The sequence below is a fragment of the Paenibacillus sp. HWE-109 genome (assembly GCF_022163125.1).
Classification (GTDB): domain Bacteria; phylum Bacillota; class Bacilli; order Paenibacillales; family NBRC-103111; genus Paenibacillus_E.
Genome location: NZ_CP091881.1, coordinates 1810582 through 1830502 on the forward strand (window position 1 = coordinate 1810582; position 19921 = coordinate 1830502).

The following is a 19921-nucleotide window of genomic DNA, read 5'->3' on the forward strand; positions in this document are numbered from 1 at the left end:
CAGACTGTAACTTAGCAGGCAGAAATCAGAGGCTGATCTCGAGGTTTACAACCTTGAGAAAGCCTCTTTTATTTGGTTGCATTTTGAGTGTTGGATGCAGGAGAGGGGCGATGCCATTGTTCATCCCGGTAATGTCTGGGTGAGATGCCGTACCTTTTGCGAAACTGTCTGTGGAAATAGGAATAGCTGTTAAACCCGCATATTTCTGCGATTTGCTCCAGGGACATCGCGCTTGAGCGGATCTTCTGTTTGGCGGTTTCGAGGCGGACTTCAATGGCATAATCCATGATGGATTGTCCAAAAGCATGTTTAAACAAATGAACGGCCCACGAGACCCCAACCCCGATGTGCTTGGCCACATCCTCCAGCGTAATTTCTTCCATTGCGTGCAGTTCTATGTATCTTTTCATACGGTAAGGCTTATCTTTTTGGACAGATTTGCTCATTAAACGCTGCAAATGAAAGCAGAAGACACGGATCAAATTCTCGATAAGATCTTGCATCGGCTCGCTGTTGTGATTGATTTCTTTGGCCAAATGTTCCCACAGATAGATGAGGTCGTCGTCCATCGGCAGGGTCATGCGTGTGGCAAACTGATGCTTAGCCCACCATTGCTCCACCCAGGAACCTTGGCAAATGAGATAATAATCTTTGCTGCCTTTTTTCAAAACGAGCTGATACAGCTGTCCGGGTTGACACATAAGCAGATCGCCTGGAGCGAGTGGAACTAATTTGTCATCAATAAGGGCGCTGCAGTCCCCGTCCAGTTGAAGCCGAATAATAAACGTATCGAGTAAAGTGCGAGGGTAATTGTAAGGTTTGGAATAATGGGTAAACCCGGCGGCAATGGCAATAATCTTGGAATCAGACTCTTCCATGAATCATCAGCTCCTCTTACGCCTGCTTATTTGATAAAACCATCATAAAGGGTCGTTTCAAACGAAGCAATATCTGAATATACATTTTGGCTATTCAAATTGTGCATGACAATCATATGATTCATCTTAATGGGAAATTGTTCATATCGGAACTCTTTTGTCGCCGTTTATACTGAAAGCGAATCCAATTCATGCCAAGGAAGGTGGAATATCATGTCATTATCTATTAAGAACGTCAGAATTTTGTTCGTCTTGCTCATTTTCAGCCTATTAGTGGGGATGCTTATGCCCATAGGCCATGTGTTTGCTGACAACAATCCTGGTGTTCCTCCTACGGAGGGAGAGCTTCCGCTGCTTAATGCAAATTTTGAGAACCCGTTAGTAGGCGGCAAAATACCAGATTGGGGAACGGGGCTAGGCACAGGAGCAACTTTGACAATAGACACCGGGACGGTAGCTTCCGGTACGAAGAGTGCAAGATTGTATCATCCGAATGCCGGGGCAGTGAAGGGTTCTTCCTACTTTGAAAGCAAGAAGGTCGCCATAACAGGAGGAGTACCCTACCAGGCGAAGGCCAAAGCTCATTACAAATCGATGAATGGCGGGGCGTCAGGCATCATGATTCGTTGGTATGACAGCGCTAACACGCTTCTGACCTCCACACAAGGTATCAATACGATTCCTGTCGCGTTGATGCCCATGAATACATGGTTTTCACTAGAGGTTTCGGGTATTGCACCAAGCAATGCCGCATATGCAGCTGTCCTGTTCACCGTGAACAGTGCAGCGACGGAGACGGAGGCCTATTTCGATGATGTTCATCTATCTAAATCTTGGTTGAAGAACGGCTCTTTCGAAGAACCGTTCACAGAGGGGATCACGCCAGGCTGGAATTGGCTTAACAATACGCAACTGGCAAATACGTCCTCTGTAATCACTAATGAGAAAGCGCATTCAGGAACGCAAAGTCTTAAAATTGTGGATGATTCAGCAACAAATAAAGCTTCTATGACCAGTTCCTATTTCCCTGCTTCGCCAGCCAAAAGGTACACGGTTTCCGGATCGGTCTATATGGAAACCGGGAGCAGCGCGGTTGCTTTCTTCCTCTCCTTTTTCGACAATAAGGGCATTGAATTAGGAAGGGGATCATCGCAAGATTTAAAGACGTATAATTCTTGGCTTTCTTTTGCCGCTGAGGGGGTTGCTCCGGCGGGGACGGTTGCTGCAAGAGTAACCAGTTATTCCGCTGAAGCGAGCAAGGATGTCATCTACGTGGATGATTTCAGTGTTTCCGAGAATGATGATTTCTTAAACCTGCCTGTGAAATATGGTACACCCTATGTGAAGAATGCAAGCGGCAAAAACAACATAGAACCGATTTCTGGTGCAAAATCCTTAGTTTCCATTGTGGATACTGCTCGCGGTCAAATCTATGTGACGACCAGTGGTTCGCCGGGCAATTTCTATGCTTTCGATGCCATCACAGGAGCGATTATTTTCCAAAAAGCGCTTCCCGAAGACACGACCTACTCGTTGACATTGGCAGCGGACGGTAATGTGTATACAGGCGGTGCTTTGGGCAATATCTCCAAATATGATCCAGATGCGAAAACACTGACAATGATTGCAAGCAGGCCGGTTGGCGTGAAAGACAGCAATATGATGGAACTGGAAGGTTCATCAGCAGCTTCAGGATCGTATGTATTCGGTGGAACTTACGGTACAGGCAAGGTGTTTTCTTACAAGACGGATACCGGGGAATATCGTGATTATGGCAATGTGAATCCGGATGGGGACTACGTGCACGGGATTGCCGTTACGGATCAATATGTTTACGCGGGACTCGGCTCTATAAGACATTTATTCCGAATGGATCGTGTAACTGGAGAAAAGACGGAAATTACGTTGAAAGATAAAGCGGGCAACGTGATTTCTGGTACAGCTGGCTTTATTCATGAAATATGGGTATATAATGGCCTCATTTTTGTAGCGAACAGCACCTCGTTATTGGTGTTTAATGAATCGACACAAGAGCAAATTTTCACAGCTGGCTACGGGGATTATGATGTGTTTGACACGTATCTATCTCCACCAGATCCTGAACACCCGAATCTTTACTACTGGCATCATGCGAATACAGGTGAAATATGGACCTACAACAGCACGACCAATGCCATTCAAAAAGCTGGCGACGCTTTACTTCCTGGCGAGGTAAAAGGGATGGGATGGGTAACGATGCCCAGCGGTCATCCCAAAGCAGGCCGCAAGCTGCTCGGTATTGTGCAGGGTTCGCCTAATGTGCTGTACTCGCTCTTCGATCCACATGATGGAAGCAGCACGTATGTAGATTTGAATGGTTTGCAGCGAATACCGCTTGAAATTCGCAGCTTCCGTTTGGATGAGCAGAAGAAGCAAATGCTGGTAGGTGCATTCATGATGGGCTTCGGCATCTACGATGTTGAGGAACGTAAGCTCAAAGTATCCGAGGACGCTCCGCTCCAAATCGAAGAAAGTGTTTGGATGAACGGTTATGGTTATGCCGGTTCTTATGTGAGCGCGGAGATTGTCAAATACGATCCGACCCAACCTTACCATATGCCGTACCAACAAACGTGGACGAATCCAATTTTGTTTAAGAGTCTCTCTAACGACGGGGGAGATCGGCCTTTTACGATGGAAACTGCAGACAATAAATTGTTCATTGGCACCGTTGGGCATTATGGCCATCTGGAAGGTGCGATGGCCATCTATGATTCCATCACAAACACATGGGATATTCAGAGTGAAATTGTTGATGATCAAAGCATAGCAGGGCTTGCTTATCAGACCAGTACGGGTATTCTATACGGCGGTACGACCGTCGAAGGTGGGCTAGGCATTGCATCCGCGCCGAATGCCAAAGCAAAGCTGTTCAAATATGATGTCATCCACAAGGTAAAAGTAAAAGAGTGGGATCTGAATATCCCGGAAATTATAGAACCCAAATTAATTGGTGCATTGACCTTTGGTCCCGATGGTTTATTATGGGGCTCCGCGTACGGGAAGATCGATCAAGAAGGCGGTATGGCAGTCGTGCTCTATGCCATTAATCCGGCCACTGATCAAGTTGTTACATACAAAGTTTTGAACAGGAATCAAAAATCATTCGGCAACTGGCGCCAATTTATTATGCGCTGGGGTGACGATGGGCTGCTCTTTGCAGCGATTGGCCGCAAGCTGACGGTCTTCGATACGCATTCGCCTAACTTGAATTATGTCAAACTGCTCGATGATGTGGAAATTTTCGATATTGGCGCAGAGGGGACCATCTATTACAAAGCAGGCGGTGCGATTGGGATTCTCCCAGTGCCACTGAAAGAGGCAACGATTGCTGCGGACTCGGTGGTTCTCGAGAAGATGACGTCCACTACCTTGAAAGTGACAGCTGGAACTCTGATGAACAATAAGGCGGCGAATGTCAATGCGGTTTCCAAAGTGATGTTTACAAGTTCAGATCCAAGCATTGTTTCTATTGTGGATGGCAAGGCGGTTGCGGGGGACACCACGGGAACCGCAACCATTAGTGCTGTTGTTCAAATTGACGGTTCACAGGCACTGACGGTGAACACAATTGCCCTGCAAGTGATTGAGCCTCAGCCATCTGTTACAGGCGCAACCTACCAACAAAGTGTGAACTTGGATGAATGGGTAAGGCTCGATTTAGGTCTGCGGAATGTGCTGAATGTCTCTGGGGTAGATGCCAGTATCTCCTATGACCCAACGAAATATGAGTTTGTCGATGGTCCCGAAATTTTACGGCCTAGTACTGTTATTTCGGATGTATATAACAATGTGAACACGGGGCAGGTGCGGTTTATTATCGGAAATCCAGGTGTTACTGGTGCCGTATATGGGAGTGCGGAATTAATTCGAACCTATTTTAAGGTTAAAAGTGGGGCTAGTCTCGGTGATACAACATTTACTTTCACAGGTGTTGCTGCCGATTCAGAAGGTGCGAAGACCGTGCTTGCTTCTCGGAGCATTCATGTTTTGATTCAAAAGTTGGTGAATAAAGGTCCTTTGTTGGACGCCCTCATGGCTGCGAATGCAGCTTACAATTCAGCCGTTGGCGGCCTGCAGCCAGGTCAATATTTCACGAGTACGCTGGCTAATCTAAAAAGTATTTTACAAGCTGTCATCCATGCAGCGCAGAACATCGCCGATGTAGAAACTGCAACGGAGGAGCAAGTGAATCAAGCTCTCGCTCAACTGCAAGCGGCAACCGTGGAGTTTGAGAGCAATCGGATAACCTCATCCACAGGAGATATTGTCAATGTCGGCGATGGGATCGATATCGGGGATTATAGCTACGTTGCAAGTAGATTGAATATGAAATCAACCGACAGCGGATGGTCATTGCATAAGAAAGCTGATATCAATAAGGATGGTAAAGTGGATCTGGCTGATCTAGCCTTCTTAGCCCAGAAAATCTTGCATTAGGTGCTGGATATTGAAAATAAGGCAGCTGAAAGTACTTATTTATGCGAAAGGCGCCTGCTAGGGATAGATAAGCACTTCTAGCTTGCCTATTCGTCTGTCAGGCTCATCCTCGAGCACAAAATGGTGAAGAACCTGGCCTATGACTAGGTTCTTCACAATTTGTTTTGGAGTGATCGAGGAATTCCCTGAGCTGCTCGCGCGTGGAGATTAAGCCGCTATTATAGCAAAAGTGTCAGGATAGCGGGCTTGGGGGAACTACAGTCCGCTATTATAGCAAAAGTGTCGGGATAGCGGGCTTGAGGGAACTACAGTCCGCTATTTTGGCAAAAAGCACCATGATTACGGGCTTGAGGGAACTACAGTGCGCTAATCCTGCCAAAGTGACCATATTTGCAAGGTTTTCGTGGGAATAAGGTCCTGTAGTTCCGCTATCAACCTCATACCCCTTCTATTTACCCAAATAGCGTACCATAGTTCCCATTGATAGAATTTTGCCCCTTAAAAAGATGCTCATCCCTCAATGCGGCGAAGCCGGTTTTATTGAACGGCTGCGCAAAGAGCAGAAATTGATTTATTCCACAAAATGGGTTATATTGATCTGGTACTAGTACTAGGTACTAATTACTACTTTTAAGGAGTGATATGGAATGAAATATTTCTTGCTTACTGGCACCTCTCGCGGCCTCGGTGAAGCTCTTGCTGAACAACTTATTCATCCCGAACACCATTTGATCTGTCTGTCGAGAACGATGAACAAGGCACTTATTTCTAAAGATCCACAAATGGACTACCTAGAAATTGATTTAAACGAGGTTGACCAGATTGCTCTGGTCATGGAACAAGCCTTCAGCAGGATAGATAGAACGAACGCGGAAGGAATCTACCTGATTAATAATGCAGCCGTAGTGACTCCGTTATCTAGAATTGAGCAAGGAAACACAGAGCAGTTCAAACAGAATCTCACCGTAAATCTACTTGCCCCTATTGTGATGACATCTACGTTCATTCGTTTATCTGAGCCTTATCATGCGGAAAAACGAGTGTTGAACATCTCCTCAAGCTCCGCCAAAAACCTGCTTCCAGGTATGAGCGTTTATTCTGCCTCGAAAGCCGGGCTGGACGTGTTCTCCAAAGGCGTTGGAGCTGAGCAGGGAGAAGGAGCAGATGCTGTAAAAGTGGTGTCCGTTTGGCCAGGTATGATTGATACGGCTCTACAGACAGAAGCCAGGAATATGGACAAGGAAACCTTCGCTTCTGCGGATATTTTTCAAATGGTCAAAGATCGCGGTATGCTGGCTTCTCCTGCGGATGTGGCAACGAAGCTAATTAAGTTGCTGCTTGGAGATCACTTTATACAAGGAACTGTTGTTGAAATTTAACTGTTGGTGAATTGCAAACGTTTACGCTATAATATAACCCAGATAGAGACCAATAGTTTGAATTACTCGGAGGTTCTGGGATATAATGGCGGGCAAACCTAAACGATCTACCTTCCGAAACCGCTTGGAAGAGATGGTCACCTCACTTCGTACAGATATCGTAACGGGGAATCTCAAGCCTGGCGAGTATCTGGCATCTGAATTAATGCTGGCTGAGCAGTTTCAACTTAGCAAGAATTCCATTCGCAAAGGGTTGGACACCTTGCTGGATCAGAAGATGATCGAGAAGGTGCCGCGTATCGGCACGCGTGTCGTTGGACCTGGTTTAAGCGAAAGGGTTACTTTGAAATTCGGATATTACCCCAGCTTAACGCTGGAAGCCAACTTATTGCAGTTGGTCGAGATGTTCAAACACCGGCACCCTCACGTGGATGTGCAGATGATTCCGCTGTCACAATCGTATTTTAGCCAGAATGTCAAAGAGGCGCTGCAGAGGGACGGAATCGATCTGATCACGATGAATACGTACAATTATGAATCTATTCGCGGAGAAGGGGCTGTCGGGGATATTCTGGAAACGATGGAACGCCGAGATAGCACATACCCATTTCTGCAGGAGCCATTCGCTGAAGACAATCATTTGTATGTGCAGCCTATGATTTTTTCGCCGATCGTGCTCTGTTACAACAAAGATCATTTCCAAGAAGCGAATTGGCCTGAGCCGGACAGCAGTTGGAAGTGGTCGGACGTGCAAAAAGCGGCTGCAGCCATCAGACAGAAGCAGGATCGGATTGGCATCCTGTTTCATTTGCAGTCGATTAATCGCTGGCCGCTGTTCTTGCTGCAGAACCGCGTCGTTTTTGAAAGAGATGCGCAAGGGAAGCTGATGCTGGATAATGAGAATTTCAAAGAAGCGATGCAGATCAGCTACCAATTATTTGAAGACATGAATCCGGAAACGGTCTATATGTCAGAAAACGATTCGGATGCGGAACGATTTTTCTTGCAGCAGAAGGCTTCGATGATCGTAACCAGCTATTACAGTTTGAACCATTTGCGCAATGCCGAATTCGCCTATGATATCGCTCCGTTGCCTTACTCCAAAGAGGCGAAGACTCAGTTATTAATTATTGGATTGGCAATTCATAAGTTGAGCAAAAACAAAGATGCAGCCAAAACTTTGGTGGATTTCCTTGCTTCGTCAGAAGCACAAATGCATCTTCGCAAGACGACGCTCAGCATTCCAAGCTTCAAAACCGTTGCCGAGTCTACTGGAAAAGAAACATTGTCCAGACCGTCCCGTTACATGATGTACCGGGACATTATTCCAACGTTCAGCTTCTATTCAGACATGAATGTGACATTTAAAGAATTGGAAGCGATGCGCCATATGTTCAAGCTGTACTGGGCAAGACTTGATGATTTCGAAAGTGTTTGCCGCCAGTTGAAGGATTCGATGTACGTCTAACTAGGATCGCAAGGCAATTGAAGGACCTAGCCCGCTGGCCAGGTCCTTATTTGCGACCAGTTACGGAGATTTAGGCAGCGTATAAAGCTCTGGCCCGCCTGTTGTATAGTAAATATCTCCGTTTGCGCCTAATATCATCAATTGAACGTTTCTATTCACAACCTTGGTATTTCGGGATAAATCATTGGGATCGAAAACCGTGAGGTAGCGACCTACCGTTGTGTAGAGCAAGCCGTCACTTCCAAAGTACAAATAGAATCCTCGCCATGCATTGCCAGGTGAACTGTTGTCATAGATGAAATAGGACTTCATAACGGAGAAATCAGATGGATTTAATTGGAAAATGACGAAAGTCGTTCCACCCGCTGCTTTGGTTCCATAGGCGGCGCCCCAAAGATTGTTGTTGGCGTCAAAAGTGAAATGGCCGATCAACGTGGGTGTGAAATTCGGAATGTTCAAATCGCTTGTTGGAATACTGTTGATATTCCCGCCAACGATATCCCATTTGAACAGTTTGGCAGCCGTGGCTGTGGGATTGATCCCTAAACCGCCTTCAATGGACGAACCGCCGTAGAGGATACCGTTCTTGTAGGCGAGAGACGTGATGCTCTGATTCGCTACCACGTTTCGTTTGGTCGTCCAAGTTGCAGTGGATTCATTGTAGACGGTTAATGAACCTCCTAATTTGCCATAGGAAGGGACGGTTCCAATGAACAGCTTGTTGTCGCCTGATGCAAACGCATAAGGTCGATCTTGCTCCTCCGTCGTAGGAACCGTATACACAAGCCCTGGATTGTCCGAAGGCGTTTCCCCGTAATGATAAGCAACTGATGGGTTATAGCGATAAATTTTTGCGCCGCCGTATACACCCAAATAGGTTTTCCCGTTCAGGAACCCCATCTCTTCAATTTGATGCGGGGAATTTGGATTGGAATAGGCGTTAATACTGTTAGGTGTCGATTCATTAAACATGCTCATCGAATCAATGAAGCCTCCGATAAATATGTTGCTGCTCCCCTGTTCTCTGGCCAAGCTTTGAATATTAATCCCATTCTTCGGAATATTCAAAGAGACTGTTGAGAGTGAAGCTGTTGCCGGATCAAAGAGAAGATAAGAAGTATCGGCGAAAAGCATGGCGAGTTTATTGACGCCGCCGATAGAAATCCACTCGACCGCTCTCATTTCCTCAAGGGGCAGATGGATCGGAGCACCTCCTGTTGTCAAAACTTGTGATCTGTCTTTGGTAGAGGCATTGTAAACCCACAGGGTACTGGTTGTCACATTGCGATAATAGAGGAGATCAGCATTATATGGCGATGGGGGAGAAATCTTGCTGTCTGTATACCCGATTTGTGTGTACTCGGTGTGTGGAGAACTCTCAGCCATAACCACAATGGTTGTGCCGGTTAAGACATACAATTTGCCATTATAGACCCAGATATTATGGACAAAACCCTCAGTTCCTTGAAAGGAGACAGGAAGGGGGATCTGCGTTTTGACCTGTGTTGTCCTGTTCATCTTGATTAAATAGCGATTTGCACCTATGCCGGCATAAACGTAATCATTAGTAACGGCAGCCCCACGCACGTAGTCTTGACCAGGTTTCATGACGAATCCATCTGTCACAAGACTGGAACTAAATGTATTGGTGCTGGTATTAAATTCGAATATTCTTCCATCATTCGGATCAGAGTAGGTGGAACCAATTAATTTGCCATTGGCATCCGCATCCAGGTCCCAGGTGAACTTGCTATTGGGAGCCGGGTTGGTGCCGATCCATTCAATTTTATGGTTCACAGGATCGTATCGCCATAGTTTACCGTCATTCGTGCTGCTGAAATACACCTGATTATTCGAAGCTACTGCCACAGCCCACGTATTCGTTGTGCCATACACAACTTCCGAATAATTAATCGCGCCAGTGGTCGCATTCACGGCATAGAACGTTCCCGGATTCCCGTTGGTGACGAAATAAATCTCATTATTTGTGCGGGAGATCGCTCCGCCTTGTGTAGATAACGATTGTGCCACATTGCCCAAATTAATCGGCGAACTGTGCGTGTGCGGCACATCAAGCCCGACGGGATACAAAGAGATGTTGTCATACAGTGCCTCGCTCGTATCAGCTGGCGAAGAAGAAATGACAACCCGTGCGCGTATCGCTGATGGTGGAGCTTTGCCTTGAAAACTGACAGGGGTCCAAGTTGTTGCATTCGGTGAATTCGGATCCGTGGGCACGTTGGCAATACTTTTGAAGAAGGTACCAGGAGGGGGTGGTATGACTTCGCTTGTGCCAGCGGAATTACTGTAAAATTTGAGCTCTAATTTCTGTGTGCCGGACTTTAATTTCACATTGGCTTTCACATCAAATTCCGTGCCAGTCACGACGAAGATGGGGTCGCTGAGGAAGTCGATGCTGCCGGTGCTTGTGCTGTCTGTTATTCGTAAACTTGCTGTTTCACCGCCCACAGGCTTATCCGATGTGATCCGCTCAAAGGATGTATACGCTTGCAAAACTCCGGATACGCTCCATTTAGGAATATCAGTGACCGTTCCGTCCTCAAAACCGGGGTTAATAAGAAGGTTATAATCGCCTATCCGGAAAAATTGTACCTCATCCACATTTGCCGTCATTTCACTGGTTGTTGGGACGTACACGAAAATCGTCGCAAATTTGGCGTTGTATGGCGCCATTCCTTTCACCTTGATATCCAGCCATTGATTCAATGTCGTATTGATGGGTAAATGATAAACGGCTTGTTTGCCGAGCAGTTGGTGGCTTGCATCATACCAGCGAATCCATAGTGCCGGCGTTCCGCTGTAACTTTGGATTTTGAGTTTAATGGAGGCTTCATAGGTATCGCCAGGTTCAACGGCTAATTGGGCACTCTCTGCACCAAGAGGAGGGGGGGCCGCCGGAGGCGTAGGGAGGGGAGACGGTAATGTTTTGACAAAGCGCAGGCTTCTGCTGCCATTGAATTTCTCGGTTGTAGATAAAGAAAGGCCTGTCTGCGGAGCACCACCCGTGTAATAACTCCAATTCGGAGGCAGGGTTCCCGATTCCGGCAGCAGTTCAAATTGCGCGTTCGGTACCGTGATTTCTGAAATCATATCACCAGCGCGCGCTGTGGTGTCAGCCACAAAGATAAGACCCAGTAAAGCTAATATACTGCACAACCACCATTTGTAAAACGGATATTTTGTTGCTTTAAACGTAGTCATACACTCACCTCTCTCTCAAATTTGAACAACTCCTCAACAAACAACTCCTTTCTTTACGTCATTTAGATCCGTCGTTAGTTGGAAATATTGGTTCTTATCTGGATCATATTCAAATGGTATGCGATCGTAAATGGACTGTCAAACCTTTTTTGAGGCGAATCTTGAATCCACACACAGTTTCTTGAAAACGTCTACTAGTTTCGCATTTCTACTGGACCTATAATCGATCCTAAGGACCATGCTATAATTGAAAAAAGAGGAATCGCATAAGAGGTGATCTTGCATGATTCGACGGCTAACAGGAACGAGATTTACTTCCAGCGTCAGTACGAAGTTGTTTATTCTTACTTTTTTGTCTGTCATCATCGTGTTTCTGTTCATCGGTGCCTTTGGATACCAACGGTTGTTCAACCCAATCCGGCAAAACAATGAAAAGGAGCTGCAAGCTTCTGTCGTCCAAGTCGAAAATTATATCAAAACTCTAATGAACTCTTTGCAGAGTCAATTGATTTTTCTAGCCAACCCTGTTTTATACAATAAAATGGATGAGTCCGACTACACCGCGCTGATTGATAATATCATGACGTACCATCAAGACCAAATCCACAGTATCTATCTGATTGAATACGATAAAGTGAAGATTAGTTCCCCTTACGGGTATCGTTTCTACATAACGCCAGATCGCATTCAGGAGATTAAATCCCAGACTAGCAAAACTGGTTTCTGGTGGAGTCCAGCGTACACCAGTAGTGAACGTTCAGTTATTACCGTGTCTAAGCAAATTGACAGCAACCGCGTTATTGCGCTGGATTTAAATTTGAGTGCGCTTACAGGACCGCAGATTATCCAGGGTGAACAGCGGCGCATCTATTTGTTTACAGGACATGGGGAATATTTATCAACCAATACGTACTTGGATTACCCGAAGATGTTTAAGGATCATTTGGAAATGAAGGAAGCCTTGCACGAGCTGACCCAGAAGAGGGGCTCTTCGTATAATGAGATTCATACCTCGTATGGCAATTATACGGTGCTCAGCAGCAATCAGAATCGCTGGGATTGGGTCGTCTATTCCGTCATTGAAGAGTCGCAAGCCTTCCCGCTGCTGGATTCGCTGAAGCGTCAATTGGTGCTTGTGCTGCTCATGGCGATTATCCTGGCGATTATCGTATCCGTCTGGATAACGAGCTATATTCGCAAACCGGTGACAGCCATCACCCGGCAATTCAAAGCCGCTGCGCGGGGGGAACTGGAAGCTCGGATTACGCTTAAACGCAACGATGAGTTTACGCATATTGCTAACGGCTTCAATGGGATGATGGATGATATTCAATCTTTATTTGATGATTTGCGGGAAGCGGAAGAGAGGAAACGGCATCATGAATTGAAGGTGCTGCAATCTCAGATTCACCCCCATTTTTTGAATAATACGCTGAATGCTATTTATTGCCTTGGGGAAACCGAGCAGACGGAGAAAATGTGCGAAATGATTCGTTCACTGATGGGATTGCTGCAGTATTCGACCGATAAGGTCGGGGATATCGTAACGGTAGAGGACGAACTGCAGCAGCTGGACAATTATGCCCAGATTATGAGTTTGCGCTATGGCGATGTATTCGAGATGGACGTTGCCGTACCGGAAGCATATATGCAGACGTCGATTCCTAAGTTAACCTTGATTACGCTGGTTGAAAACAGTATTTTTTACGGGTTAACGAAGAAGGGGGTCAACCATATCATTGTTTCGGGAAAAAAAGGGCGAGCGGATGCCATGACGTTGGAAGTCTCCGATACCGGCCCAGGTATCGATCCCGATCAACTGACCTTGTTGACGGAGGAAGCCAGCTCGACCAATCCGCATAAAGGATTGAATAATCTGGGGCTGCGCAATGTTCAGGAACGAATTCGCATGACCTTCGGTTATCCTTATGGGCTGCACTTCTATAACGAGCAAGATGAGGGACTTACCGTGACGATTGATCTTCCGATAAACGAGCAGTTAGAGACTTGATAGGGTGAAGAGGTGAGTGTCATGTTAAAATTGTTAATGGTCGATGATGAATCATGGATACGCGAACGCTTTTCTGAGCGGATTCCTTGGTCTGATGCGGGGTTTGTTTTCATGGGGGCGGCTTCTGGCGCGGAAGAGGCAATAGCCATGATGGAGCGAGATTTGCCCCATTTGCTGCTTACGGATATTACGATGCCGAATATGAATGGCTTGGAGCTCGCTGCTTATGTACGCAAGCGATGGCCTCGAGTCCGGATTGTTATTCTGACCGCCTATGGTGAATTCGAATATGCCCGCAAAGCAATCGGCCTTGGCATCGATAATTATTTAATTAAGCTGGCACAGACACCGGAACAAATCCTCGAAGCTTGCCGCAAGGTGGCTGAAGATATTGTGCAAGAGATGGATGTCGATCAGAAATTGGAAATGCAGTTAGAGCTTGCTCGGGAGCAAATGTGGGTGAAGAAGCGGCAATGGACAGACCGCCTTGTCTCTGATTACCGCAACGTCAACATCCCTCCAATGCCCGGGGAATGGTTGATTGGCATGCAGCCAGTAAGTTATGCAGCGGGATTGACGATTGGATGGCGCGCGTCTGTCGGTAAGGAGGCTGAACAACTTTCGGACGAGGATCTTGTTCAGCTGCAAAGACAAATAGGTAAATTGCTCGAAGCCAATGCGGATACCCAAATGGCCTGGGAAGCCGGAAAGTTCCTCCTTTTTCCAATCCGGCATAATCGCCTGCTCCTTCTTATTGGATCTAAGCAGCAGATCACGATTTTGCATTTGAACCAATTAGCATTGGCTGTGCGGAAGGTTTTGCAAGGCATTTCATCGATCAAAAGTTTTGTTCATGTCGGACATGTGCAGGATCTTGGCAAGCAATCAGTAACCGCAACGTGCATTGCGGAATGCTTGCGTGAAGGCATAGATGGATTGGCAGCCTACTTCTATAAGCCCGATTCCGACATTGTCGGCAAACTGGGGATCGCGCTGCGGAGACTGGAACCTGAACTGATTCGAACTTGGACGGCCAATGCGGTCAAGGCTTTGCAGCGTGAAAATGCAGAAGCTTTTCAGGAAAGTGTGTCCGTGATGAGGCAGCTTGCCGATCCACCGATCCACCCGGCAGATTTGGTTCGTGTGACAAAGCAAATCCTCCAACCTGAACTTGTGAGTCTCCCGGAATCGGCAATTGCACGCTTAACGGAGATTGACCGCTTGGAAACGTGGGCTGCCTATCAAGAATGGTGGAGCGCAATCATCCAGGATATTAGGGAGTGGTTCAATAAACGGCTGCATCCGCCCGTGACGGTCCGCAAAGAGATCCAACTGATGTGCCGGTACATTCACGAGCACTACAAAGAGGATGTGCAGGTCGTAGAGCTTGCGAAGCTGGTCCAACTACATCCATCCTATGCAGGCCAGATGTTCAAACAGGAAGTAGGAGAGAACTTCTCTGACTACTTGAACCGTGTGCGGATGGACAAAGCGAGTGAACTGCTGGAACGGACATCAATGAAGATTTACGAAGTATCCGGGGCCGTTGGCATTTCTGATTATCGTTATTTCTGCAAGCTGTTCAAAAGCTATACAGGCAGTACGCCGACACAATACAAGAATAAACAAGGATAGCTGTTGATAGCGCCGTCATGTTCACTATGACGGTTTTTGTGCTTTTAACAAAACAAAAGGACTACTTAAAGACTTGTCTTTAATAGATTTACTATTTAAAATATACATAGATGAAGGAAGGAATGATTAACTGATGTCGGAGAAAAAGCTGAAAATTGGCCTTATCGGTCTGGATTCATCGCATGTAGTCGCATTTACCGAATTGCTGCATGACCAGAACCATACTTATCATATACCAGGCGGAGAAGTTATCGTCGCCTATTCCGAGGTTTCGCCTGACTTTGAGATGAGTTACTCCCGTGTGGAAGGCTTTACCGAACAAGTACGCAATCGATTTGGCGTCAAAATCGTTGATTCCTTGGAAGAAGTTGCGGAGACGTGCGATGCGATTCTGCTAGAGTCAGTGGATGGACGCATTCATTTGGACCAATTTCGCCGTATTGCCCCTTACGGCAAACCGACTTTCATTGATAAGCCCTTTGCTCTTTCTTCTCGGGAAGCGAGAGAGATAGCTGATTTAGCTCATAAGCATGGGGTGCCGCTGATGAGCTGTTCGGCGCTTCGTTATGCGGAGAGCTTTACGGAGGCGTTGCTAACAACCGAGCATGGCCCTGTTATTGGGATGGACTGCTATGGCCCAATGGCCTTGCAAGCTACGCAGCCCGGTGTATTCTGGTACGGGATTCATACGGTGGAAATGCTGTATAGAGCGTTGGGTTCAGGTTGCGTGCAGGTTTCTGCCGTATCGAATGAGCATCATGATGTAATTACAGGCCTCTGGGAAAATGGGGCTATCGGTACGATTCGTGGGAATCGTCAAGGGAATTCGGATTTTGGGGCACTGCTGCATCGGGAAAAGAAGACACAATTCATCGATGTCTACGGGCATCCCAAATCGTATTATGCCAGCTTGCTTGAGCAGATTATGAGCATGTTCGTTACGAAAAAAGCGGATATTGAGCTAGCGGAAACGCTGCAAATTATTCGGTTTCTGGAGGCGGCTAATGAAAGTCGTGAATCCGGCCGACCGGTCATTTTATAAAGTTAACAGAAAGAAGGGACACCTATGCAAAAAGCAGAATTAAGTGTAGCGGTGCTTGGCGCGGGAATTATTGCCAAAAATCACTTCGACGCGATCCAGAAAACGAATGGCTTCGTGGCTTGTGCAGTCGTAGATATCCATCTCAAAAAAGCCGAGGAAATCGCGCAAAGCTACAATATTAAGGCGTATGGTGACTATAAAGAAATGATAGACACGGAACAGCCGGACGTTGTGGTCATTGCATTGCCGCATTTTTTGCACAGAGAGGCGGCTATTTATGCGGCTGAACGAGGCTGCCATTTGATGTTGGAAAAACCAATGGCACTGTCCGTTGCGGAGTGTGACGACATCATTGAAGCCGCGCGCAAGGCGGATATTCGCCTTCTGGTCGGCCATACCCAGCATTATATAGCGGAAAATAGAGTTGCCAAAAGCATCCTCCAAAGCGGAGAGCTCGGGAGCTTGGTAATGATTAATGATGTGCGCCACACGAATTATTTCCATGAATCCCGACCACAATGGTTTCTTGAGAAAGAGAAGTCGGGCGGTGGTATTTTAGCGAATCTAGGTACACATTCACTCGATAAAATTCAGTGGCTCACTGATCAAGCCGTAAACAAATTAAGGGCATCGGCCAGCTTCCATGGAACTCGCGGGAATGTTGAAGGAAGCGGGCTGATTTACCTGGAACTGGAGAGCGGAATTCCTGCGACTATTTCGCAATCCGGTTATTTGGGCGCTTCCCGCAACGAAACGGAATTGATTTTCACCGGAGGCATGTTGAAACTTATGACGGGTGACAGTTTATGGATCAGCCGGGGGGGACCGTATGAGGAAGTGGATATTGGAGATAGCATCCCCCCTTTCGAATTGCAGTATATGGATTTGCTCACAGCTATACAACAGCGCAGTGAAACAAGCTGTTCACCTGCCTATGCGCGAGGGGTTATCGCTGCACTGGAGGCTGTGTATCGTTCCGCTGAAACAGGCCTGGAGCAAATTGTTGAGAAAAGCTAAGTGTGAACGGGTAGCTTTGTCTACTGCAGGTTGATGGACAGAGGATAGATAGATAGATAGATAGATAGATAGATAGATAGGTAGGTAGGTAGGTAGATGTAGATAGGTAGATGTAGATAGGTAGATGTAGATAGGTAGATAGGTAGATAGGTAGATAGATAGGTAGATAGATAGGTAGATAGATAGGTAGATAGGTAGGTCTGCCGGCAGACAGGCAGACAGATAAACAGACAAACAGATAAACAGATAGACAGGTTAGGCGGCCGACAGACTGACAGATAGATGGACGGGTTAGCCGGCCGGCAGACAAACAGACAGACAGGCAGGCAGGTTGGCAGGTTGGCAGGCTAGCCGGCAATAGCAGCTTGTTGTTCAGGCACAAAAGAAGTCGTTTCTCCCGTTAAAGGGGAGAAAAGGCTTTTTTTGTGCTATCATTTATATGTTTTGGGTGATCGAGGAGTCCCCTGTCGTCTTGCGCTATGGGAGGGAACTAGAGTACGCTATTTTAGAAAAAAGCGGCATTTTTGCTAGGTTGAGGGAACTACAGTCCGCTATTTTACTGTTTCACGGGAAATCCAGCGTTTTTCGAGGAAATAAGACCCTGTAGTTCCGCTATGACCCTCGCAACCCTGCAATTTGCCTAAATAGCGTACTGTAGTTCCTCTCGGTAGGAGTTGTCGCTTTGAAGTGGTGATCTCTCAGGGCGGTGAAGCCGCTTGGCTATATTGCGTTCTATGCGACAATCCGCGATGATAAAGACAAATGAATAAAAAAAGGCAAGGTTCGCAAGAATGTCCTGTTTCGAGTCAGGCTCGTGAAATTCTATAATGAGAGCGTATCCAATATGAATAGGCAAACGAGGGGGAAATGGCAATGAAACAAGGAAGAAAATACGGCGCCGTATCGCTAGGTTCCATCATGCTGTTATCGTTAATCGCGAGCGCTTGCAGTAATTCTGCCGATAAGCCGGAGGCTTCAACTGCAGCTACAGCAGCTGCTGCTGGTACGACTGCTAAACCGACAACTGAGGTTGCTGTTAAGCCTATGACCAAGTATGATCCGCCTATTGAAGTAACGACAGTACGTTCGGTGGATGCTTCATTCAAGTATGCTGCAGGGGATTCCATTGACAGTAATATTTGGACGAAAATTTTTGAACAGGATTACGGAATCAAAGTCAAGAATGTGTGGTCGGTGGATGGTACGCAATATCATCAGAAATTGAACGTTTCGATTGCTTCCGGCGATATTCCGGATTTCCTCGAGGTGAATAAGGAAGAAATGAAGCGTCTTGCAGATGCCGGGATGCTGGAGGATTTAACCAAAGTATGGGAGCAGTACTCGACTCCGTTTCTGAAGAGTTTAATGAGTCAAGACCAAGGCATTGGTTTAAAGGCAGCTACGATTGACGGCAAGCTGCTGGGCATTCCGCATACGTTTAGTAACGGGGGTGTCAGTACAGCAGAAATGCTCTATGTTCGTACCGATTGGTTGAAGAAACTGAACCTGCCTGAGCCGCAATCGATGGATGATGTATTCAAAATCGCTACGGCATTTGCCAAGCAAGATCCAGACGGCAATGGCAAAGCAGATACAATCGGACTCGCGGTCAACAAAGATTTCCTCGACTACGGACATGGCTCGCTGCGCGGTTTCTTTAACAGCTATCATGCTTTTACCGATATTTTCATCAAAGATGCAGCTGGTAAGATTGTCTATGGATCTGTTCAGAAGGAACTCAAGGAGCCACTAAAGAAGCTTCAGGAATTGTATAAAGACGGCATACTCGATAAGGAGTTTGGCGTTAAGCCGCCGGCCAAAATTCAAGAAGACGTTGCGGCTGGCCGTGTTGGTTTAGCTTACGGTTACGTTTCTGATGCCGGATACATCCAGAAGGAAAACCATACGAAAGACCCTAAAGCCCAGTGGAAAGCATTCCCGCTGTTGTCCATTGACAGCAAACCGGCTATACCGCAGTTGTATGATACAGCTAATACCTTCTATGTGGTTAAAAAAGGGGCAAAACATCCGGAAGCAGCGATTAATTTAGCGAATATTTATACAAATCGTTTCTATGAAAAATCGTATGCACCGGATCCAAATCCGTTTATTACCGACACCAAAACCGGTATTATGCCAGCCAAATATGCGCCAGTTTCACTCGATCCGCTTAACTTGAACCTGGAGGCTTTTGGCTTGGTGCAAGCAGCAATTAAAGCTGGCGATGGAAGCAAACTCGGCTTCCCGGCAAGCATTCATTTCGACCGTGTGTCAAAATATCTTGCTGGCGATGATTCCCAGTGGGGTGGTAATTTTGTTATGGGCGAAGGCGGCTCCTACAGTGTCATCGACAAATACAACAAAGCGAAGCTTGGCCAGTATAATCTGTTTCTAGCTCCTGCAACGCCGACCATGTCGGAGAAGCTGCCGACACTCAAGAAAAAAGTCGCAGAGACATTCACTAAAATCATCATGGGCGACTCCTCCATTGATGAGTTTGACAAATTCGCCGATGAGTACAAAAAGTTGGGCGGCGATAAGATCGATCAAGAAGTCAACGATTGGTATGCGAAGAACAAATAGTTGTGAAGAGAAGGCCCTCAAGCTGAGCTTGGGGGTCTGGTTTTTTTCACCAACCAGACAAATTCGACACCAGAGGGATCGTAGATCCTCTAATAACGAATCGTCGTTCCGTTGACTGAGGCTTCGTGAAGCGGATACGAGACATTTTTGTTTTACTTGCTTTTTATTGTCATAAGGAGGCTGTATTATATCCAACGGAAGCAATCT

The 19921-nt window shown here is 46.5% G+C and carries 10 protein-coding genes; 8 read left to right on the plus strand and 2 right to left on the minus strand.

The window, feature by feature from the left end; translation table 11 throughout:
- Positions 1-68: 68 nt before the first annotated feature.
- Positions 69-878 (minus strand): AraC family transcriptional regulator, encoded by an 810-nt coding sequence (locus LOZ80_RS07240; RefSeq protein WP_238170796.1) that lies wholly within the window; start codon positions 876-878, stop codon positions 69-71.
- Positions 879-1091: 213 nt separating this feature from the next.
- Here LOZ80_RS07240 and LOZ80_RS07245 point away from each other — a divergent pair, with 213 nt between their 5' ends.
- The 3 genes from LOZ80_RS07245 to LOZ80_RS07255 all read left to right on the plus strand — a co-directional run bounded on the left by LOZ80_RS07245 (position 1092) and on the right by LOZ80_RS07255 (position 8204).
- Positions 1092-5357, plus strand: coding sequence for a cohesin domain-containing protein (locus LOZ80_RS07245; protein WP_238170797.1), 4266 nt, complete (start codon positions 1092-1094; stop codon positions 5355-5357).
- A gap of 647 nt (positions 5358-6004) precedes the next feature.
- The gene (locus tag LOZ80_RS07250) at positions 6005-6736 is read left to right on the plus strand and encodes a (S)-benzoin forming benzil reductase (RefSeq protein ID WP_238170798.1); all 732 of its coding nucleotides are present in this window, start codon (positions 6005-6007) and stop codon (positions 6734-6736) included.
- Positions 6737-6821: 85 nt separating this feature from the next.
- The gene (locus LOZ80_RS07255) at positions 6822-8204 is read left to right on the plus strand and encodes an extracellular solute-binding protein (protein WP_238170799.1); all 1383 of its coding nucleotides are present in this window, start codon (positions 6822-6824) and stop codon (positions 8202-8204) included.
- A 60-nt stretch (positions 8205-8264) separates the two neighbouring features.
- Here LOZ80_RS07255 and LOZ80_RS07260 read toward each other — a convergent pair whose 3' ends face one another.
- Positions 8265-11426, minus strand: coding sequence for a hypothetical protein (locus LOZ80_RS07260; protein WP_238170800.1), 3162 nt, complete (start codon positions 11424-11426; stop codon positions 8265-8267).
- A gap of 283 nt (positions 11427-11709) precedes the next feature.
- On the opposite strand from LOZ80_RS07260, the gene LOZ80_RS07265 reads away from it, so the two are divergent.
- The 5 genes from LOZ80_RS07265 to LOZ80_RS07285 all read left to right on the plus strand — a co-directional run bounded on the left by LOZ80_RS07265 (position 11710) and on the right by LOZ80_RS07285 (position 19714).
- Positions 11710-13437 carry a cache domain-containing sensor histidine kinase gene (locus tag LOZ80_RS07265; RefSeq protein WP_238170801.1) on the plus strand — a complete coding sequence of 576 codons (1728 nt, stop codon included), beginning with the start codon at positions 11710-11712 and terminating at the stop codon, positions 13435-13437.
- 21 nt (positions 13438-13458) lie between these two features.
- Positions 13459-15072 carry a response regulator gene (locus LOZ80_RS07270; protein ID WP_238170802.1) on the plus strand — a complete coding sequence of 538 codons (1614 nt, stop codon included), beginning with the start codon at positions 13459-13461 and terminating at the stop codon, positions 15070-15072.
- A gap of 133 nt (positions 15073-15205) precedes the next feature.
- Positions 15206-16114: a Gfo/Idh/MocA family protein gene (locus LOZ80_RS07275; RefSeq protein WP_238170803.1), complete on the plus strand. Its 909-nt coding sequence runs from the start codon at positions 15206-15208 to the stop codon at positions 16112-16114.
- Positions 16115-16138: 24 nt separating this feature from the next.
- Positions 16139-17131 (plus strand): Gfo/Idh/MocA family protein, encoded by a 993-nt coding sequence (locus tag LOZ80_RS07280; RefSeq protein WP_238170804.1) that lies wholly within the window; start codon positions 16139-16141, stop codon positions 17129-17131.
- 873 nt (positions 17132-18004) lie between these two features.
- Entirely contained in the window at positions 18005-19714 is a 1710-nt protein-coding gene (locus tag LOZ80_RS07285; RefSeq protein WP_238170805.1) for an extracellular solute-binding protein, read from the plus strand.
- Positions 19715-19921 lie beyond the last annotated feature (207 nt).

Coding starts and splice junctions, on each gene's coding strand:
- LOZ80_RS07240 (WP_238170796.1), bottom strand. CDS start 878: ATGGAAGAGTCTGATTCCAAGATTATTGCCATTGCCGCCGGGTTTACC.
- LOZ80_RS07245 (WP_238170797.1), top strand. CDS start 1,092: ATGTCATTATCTATTAAGAACGTCAGAATTTTGTTCGTCTTGCTCATT.
- LOZ80_RS07250 (WP_238170798.1), top strand. CDS start 6,005: ATGAAATATTTCTTGCTTACTGGCACCTCTCGCGGCCTCGGTGAAGCT.
- LOZ80_RS07255 (WP_238170799.1), top strand. CDS start 6,822: ATGGCGGGCAAACCTAAACGATCTACCTTCCGAAACCGCTTGGAAGAG.
- LOZ80_RS07260 (WP_238170800.1), bottom strand. CDS start 11,426: ATGACTACGTTTAAAGCAACAAAATATCCGTTTTACAAATGGTGGTTG.
- LOZ80_RS07265 (WP_238170801.1), top strand. CDS start 11,710: ATGATTCGACGGCTAACAGGAACGAGATTTACTTCCAGCGTCAGTACG.
- LOZ80_RS07270 (WP_238170802.1), top strand. CDS start 13,459: ATGTTAAAATTGTTAATGGTCGATGATGAATCATGGATACGCGAACGC.
- LOZ80_RS07275 (WP_238170803.1), top strand. CDS start 15,206: ATGTCGGAGAAAAAGCTGAAAATTGGCCTTATCGGTCTGGATTCATCG.
- LOZ80_RS07280 (WP_238170804.1), top strand. CDS start 16,139: ATGCAAAAAGCAGAATTAAGTGTAGCGGTGCTTGGCGCGGGAATTATT.
- LOZ80_RS07285 (WP_238170805.1), top strand. CDS start 18,005: ATGAAACAAGGAAGAAAATACGGCGCCGTATCGCTAGGTTCCATCATG.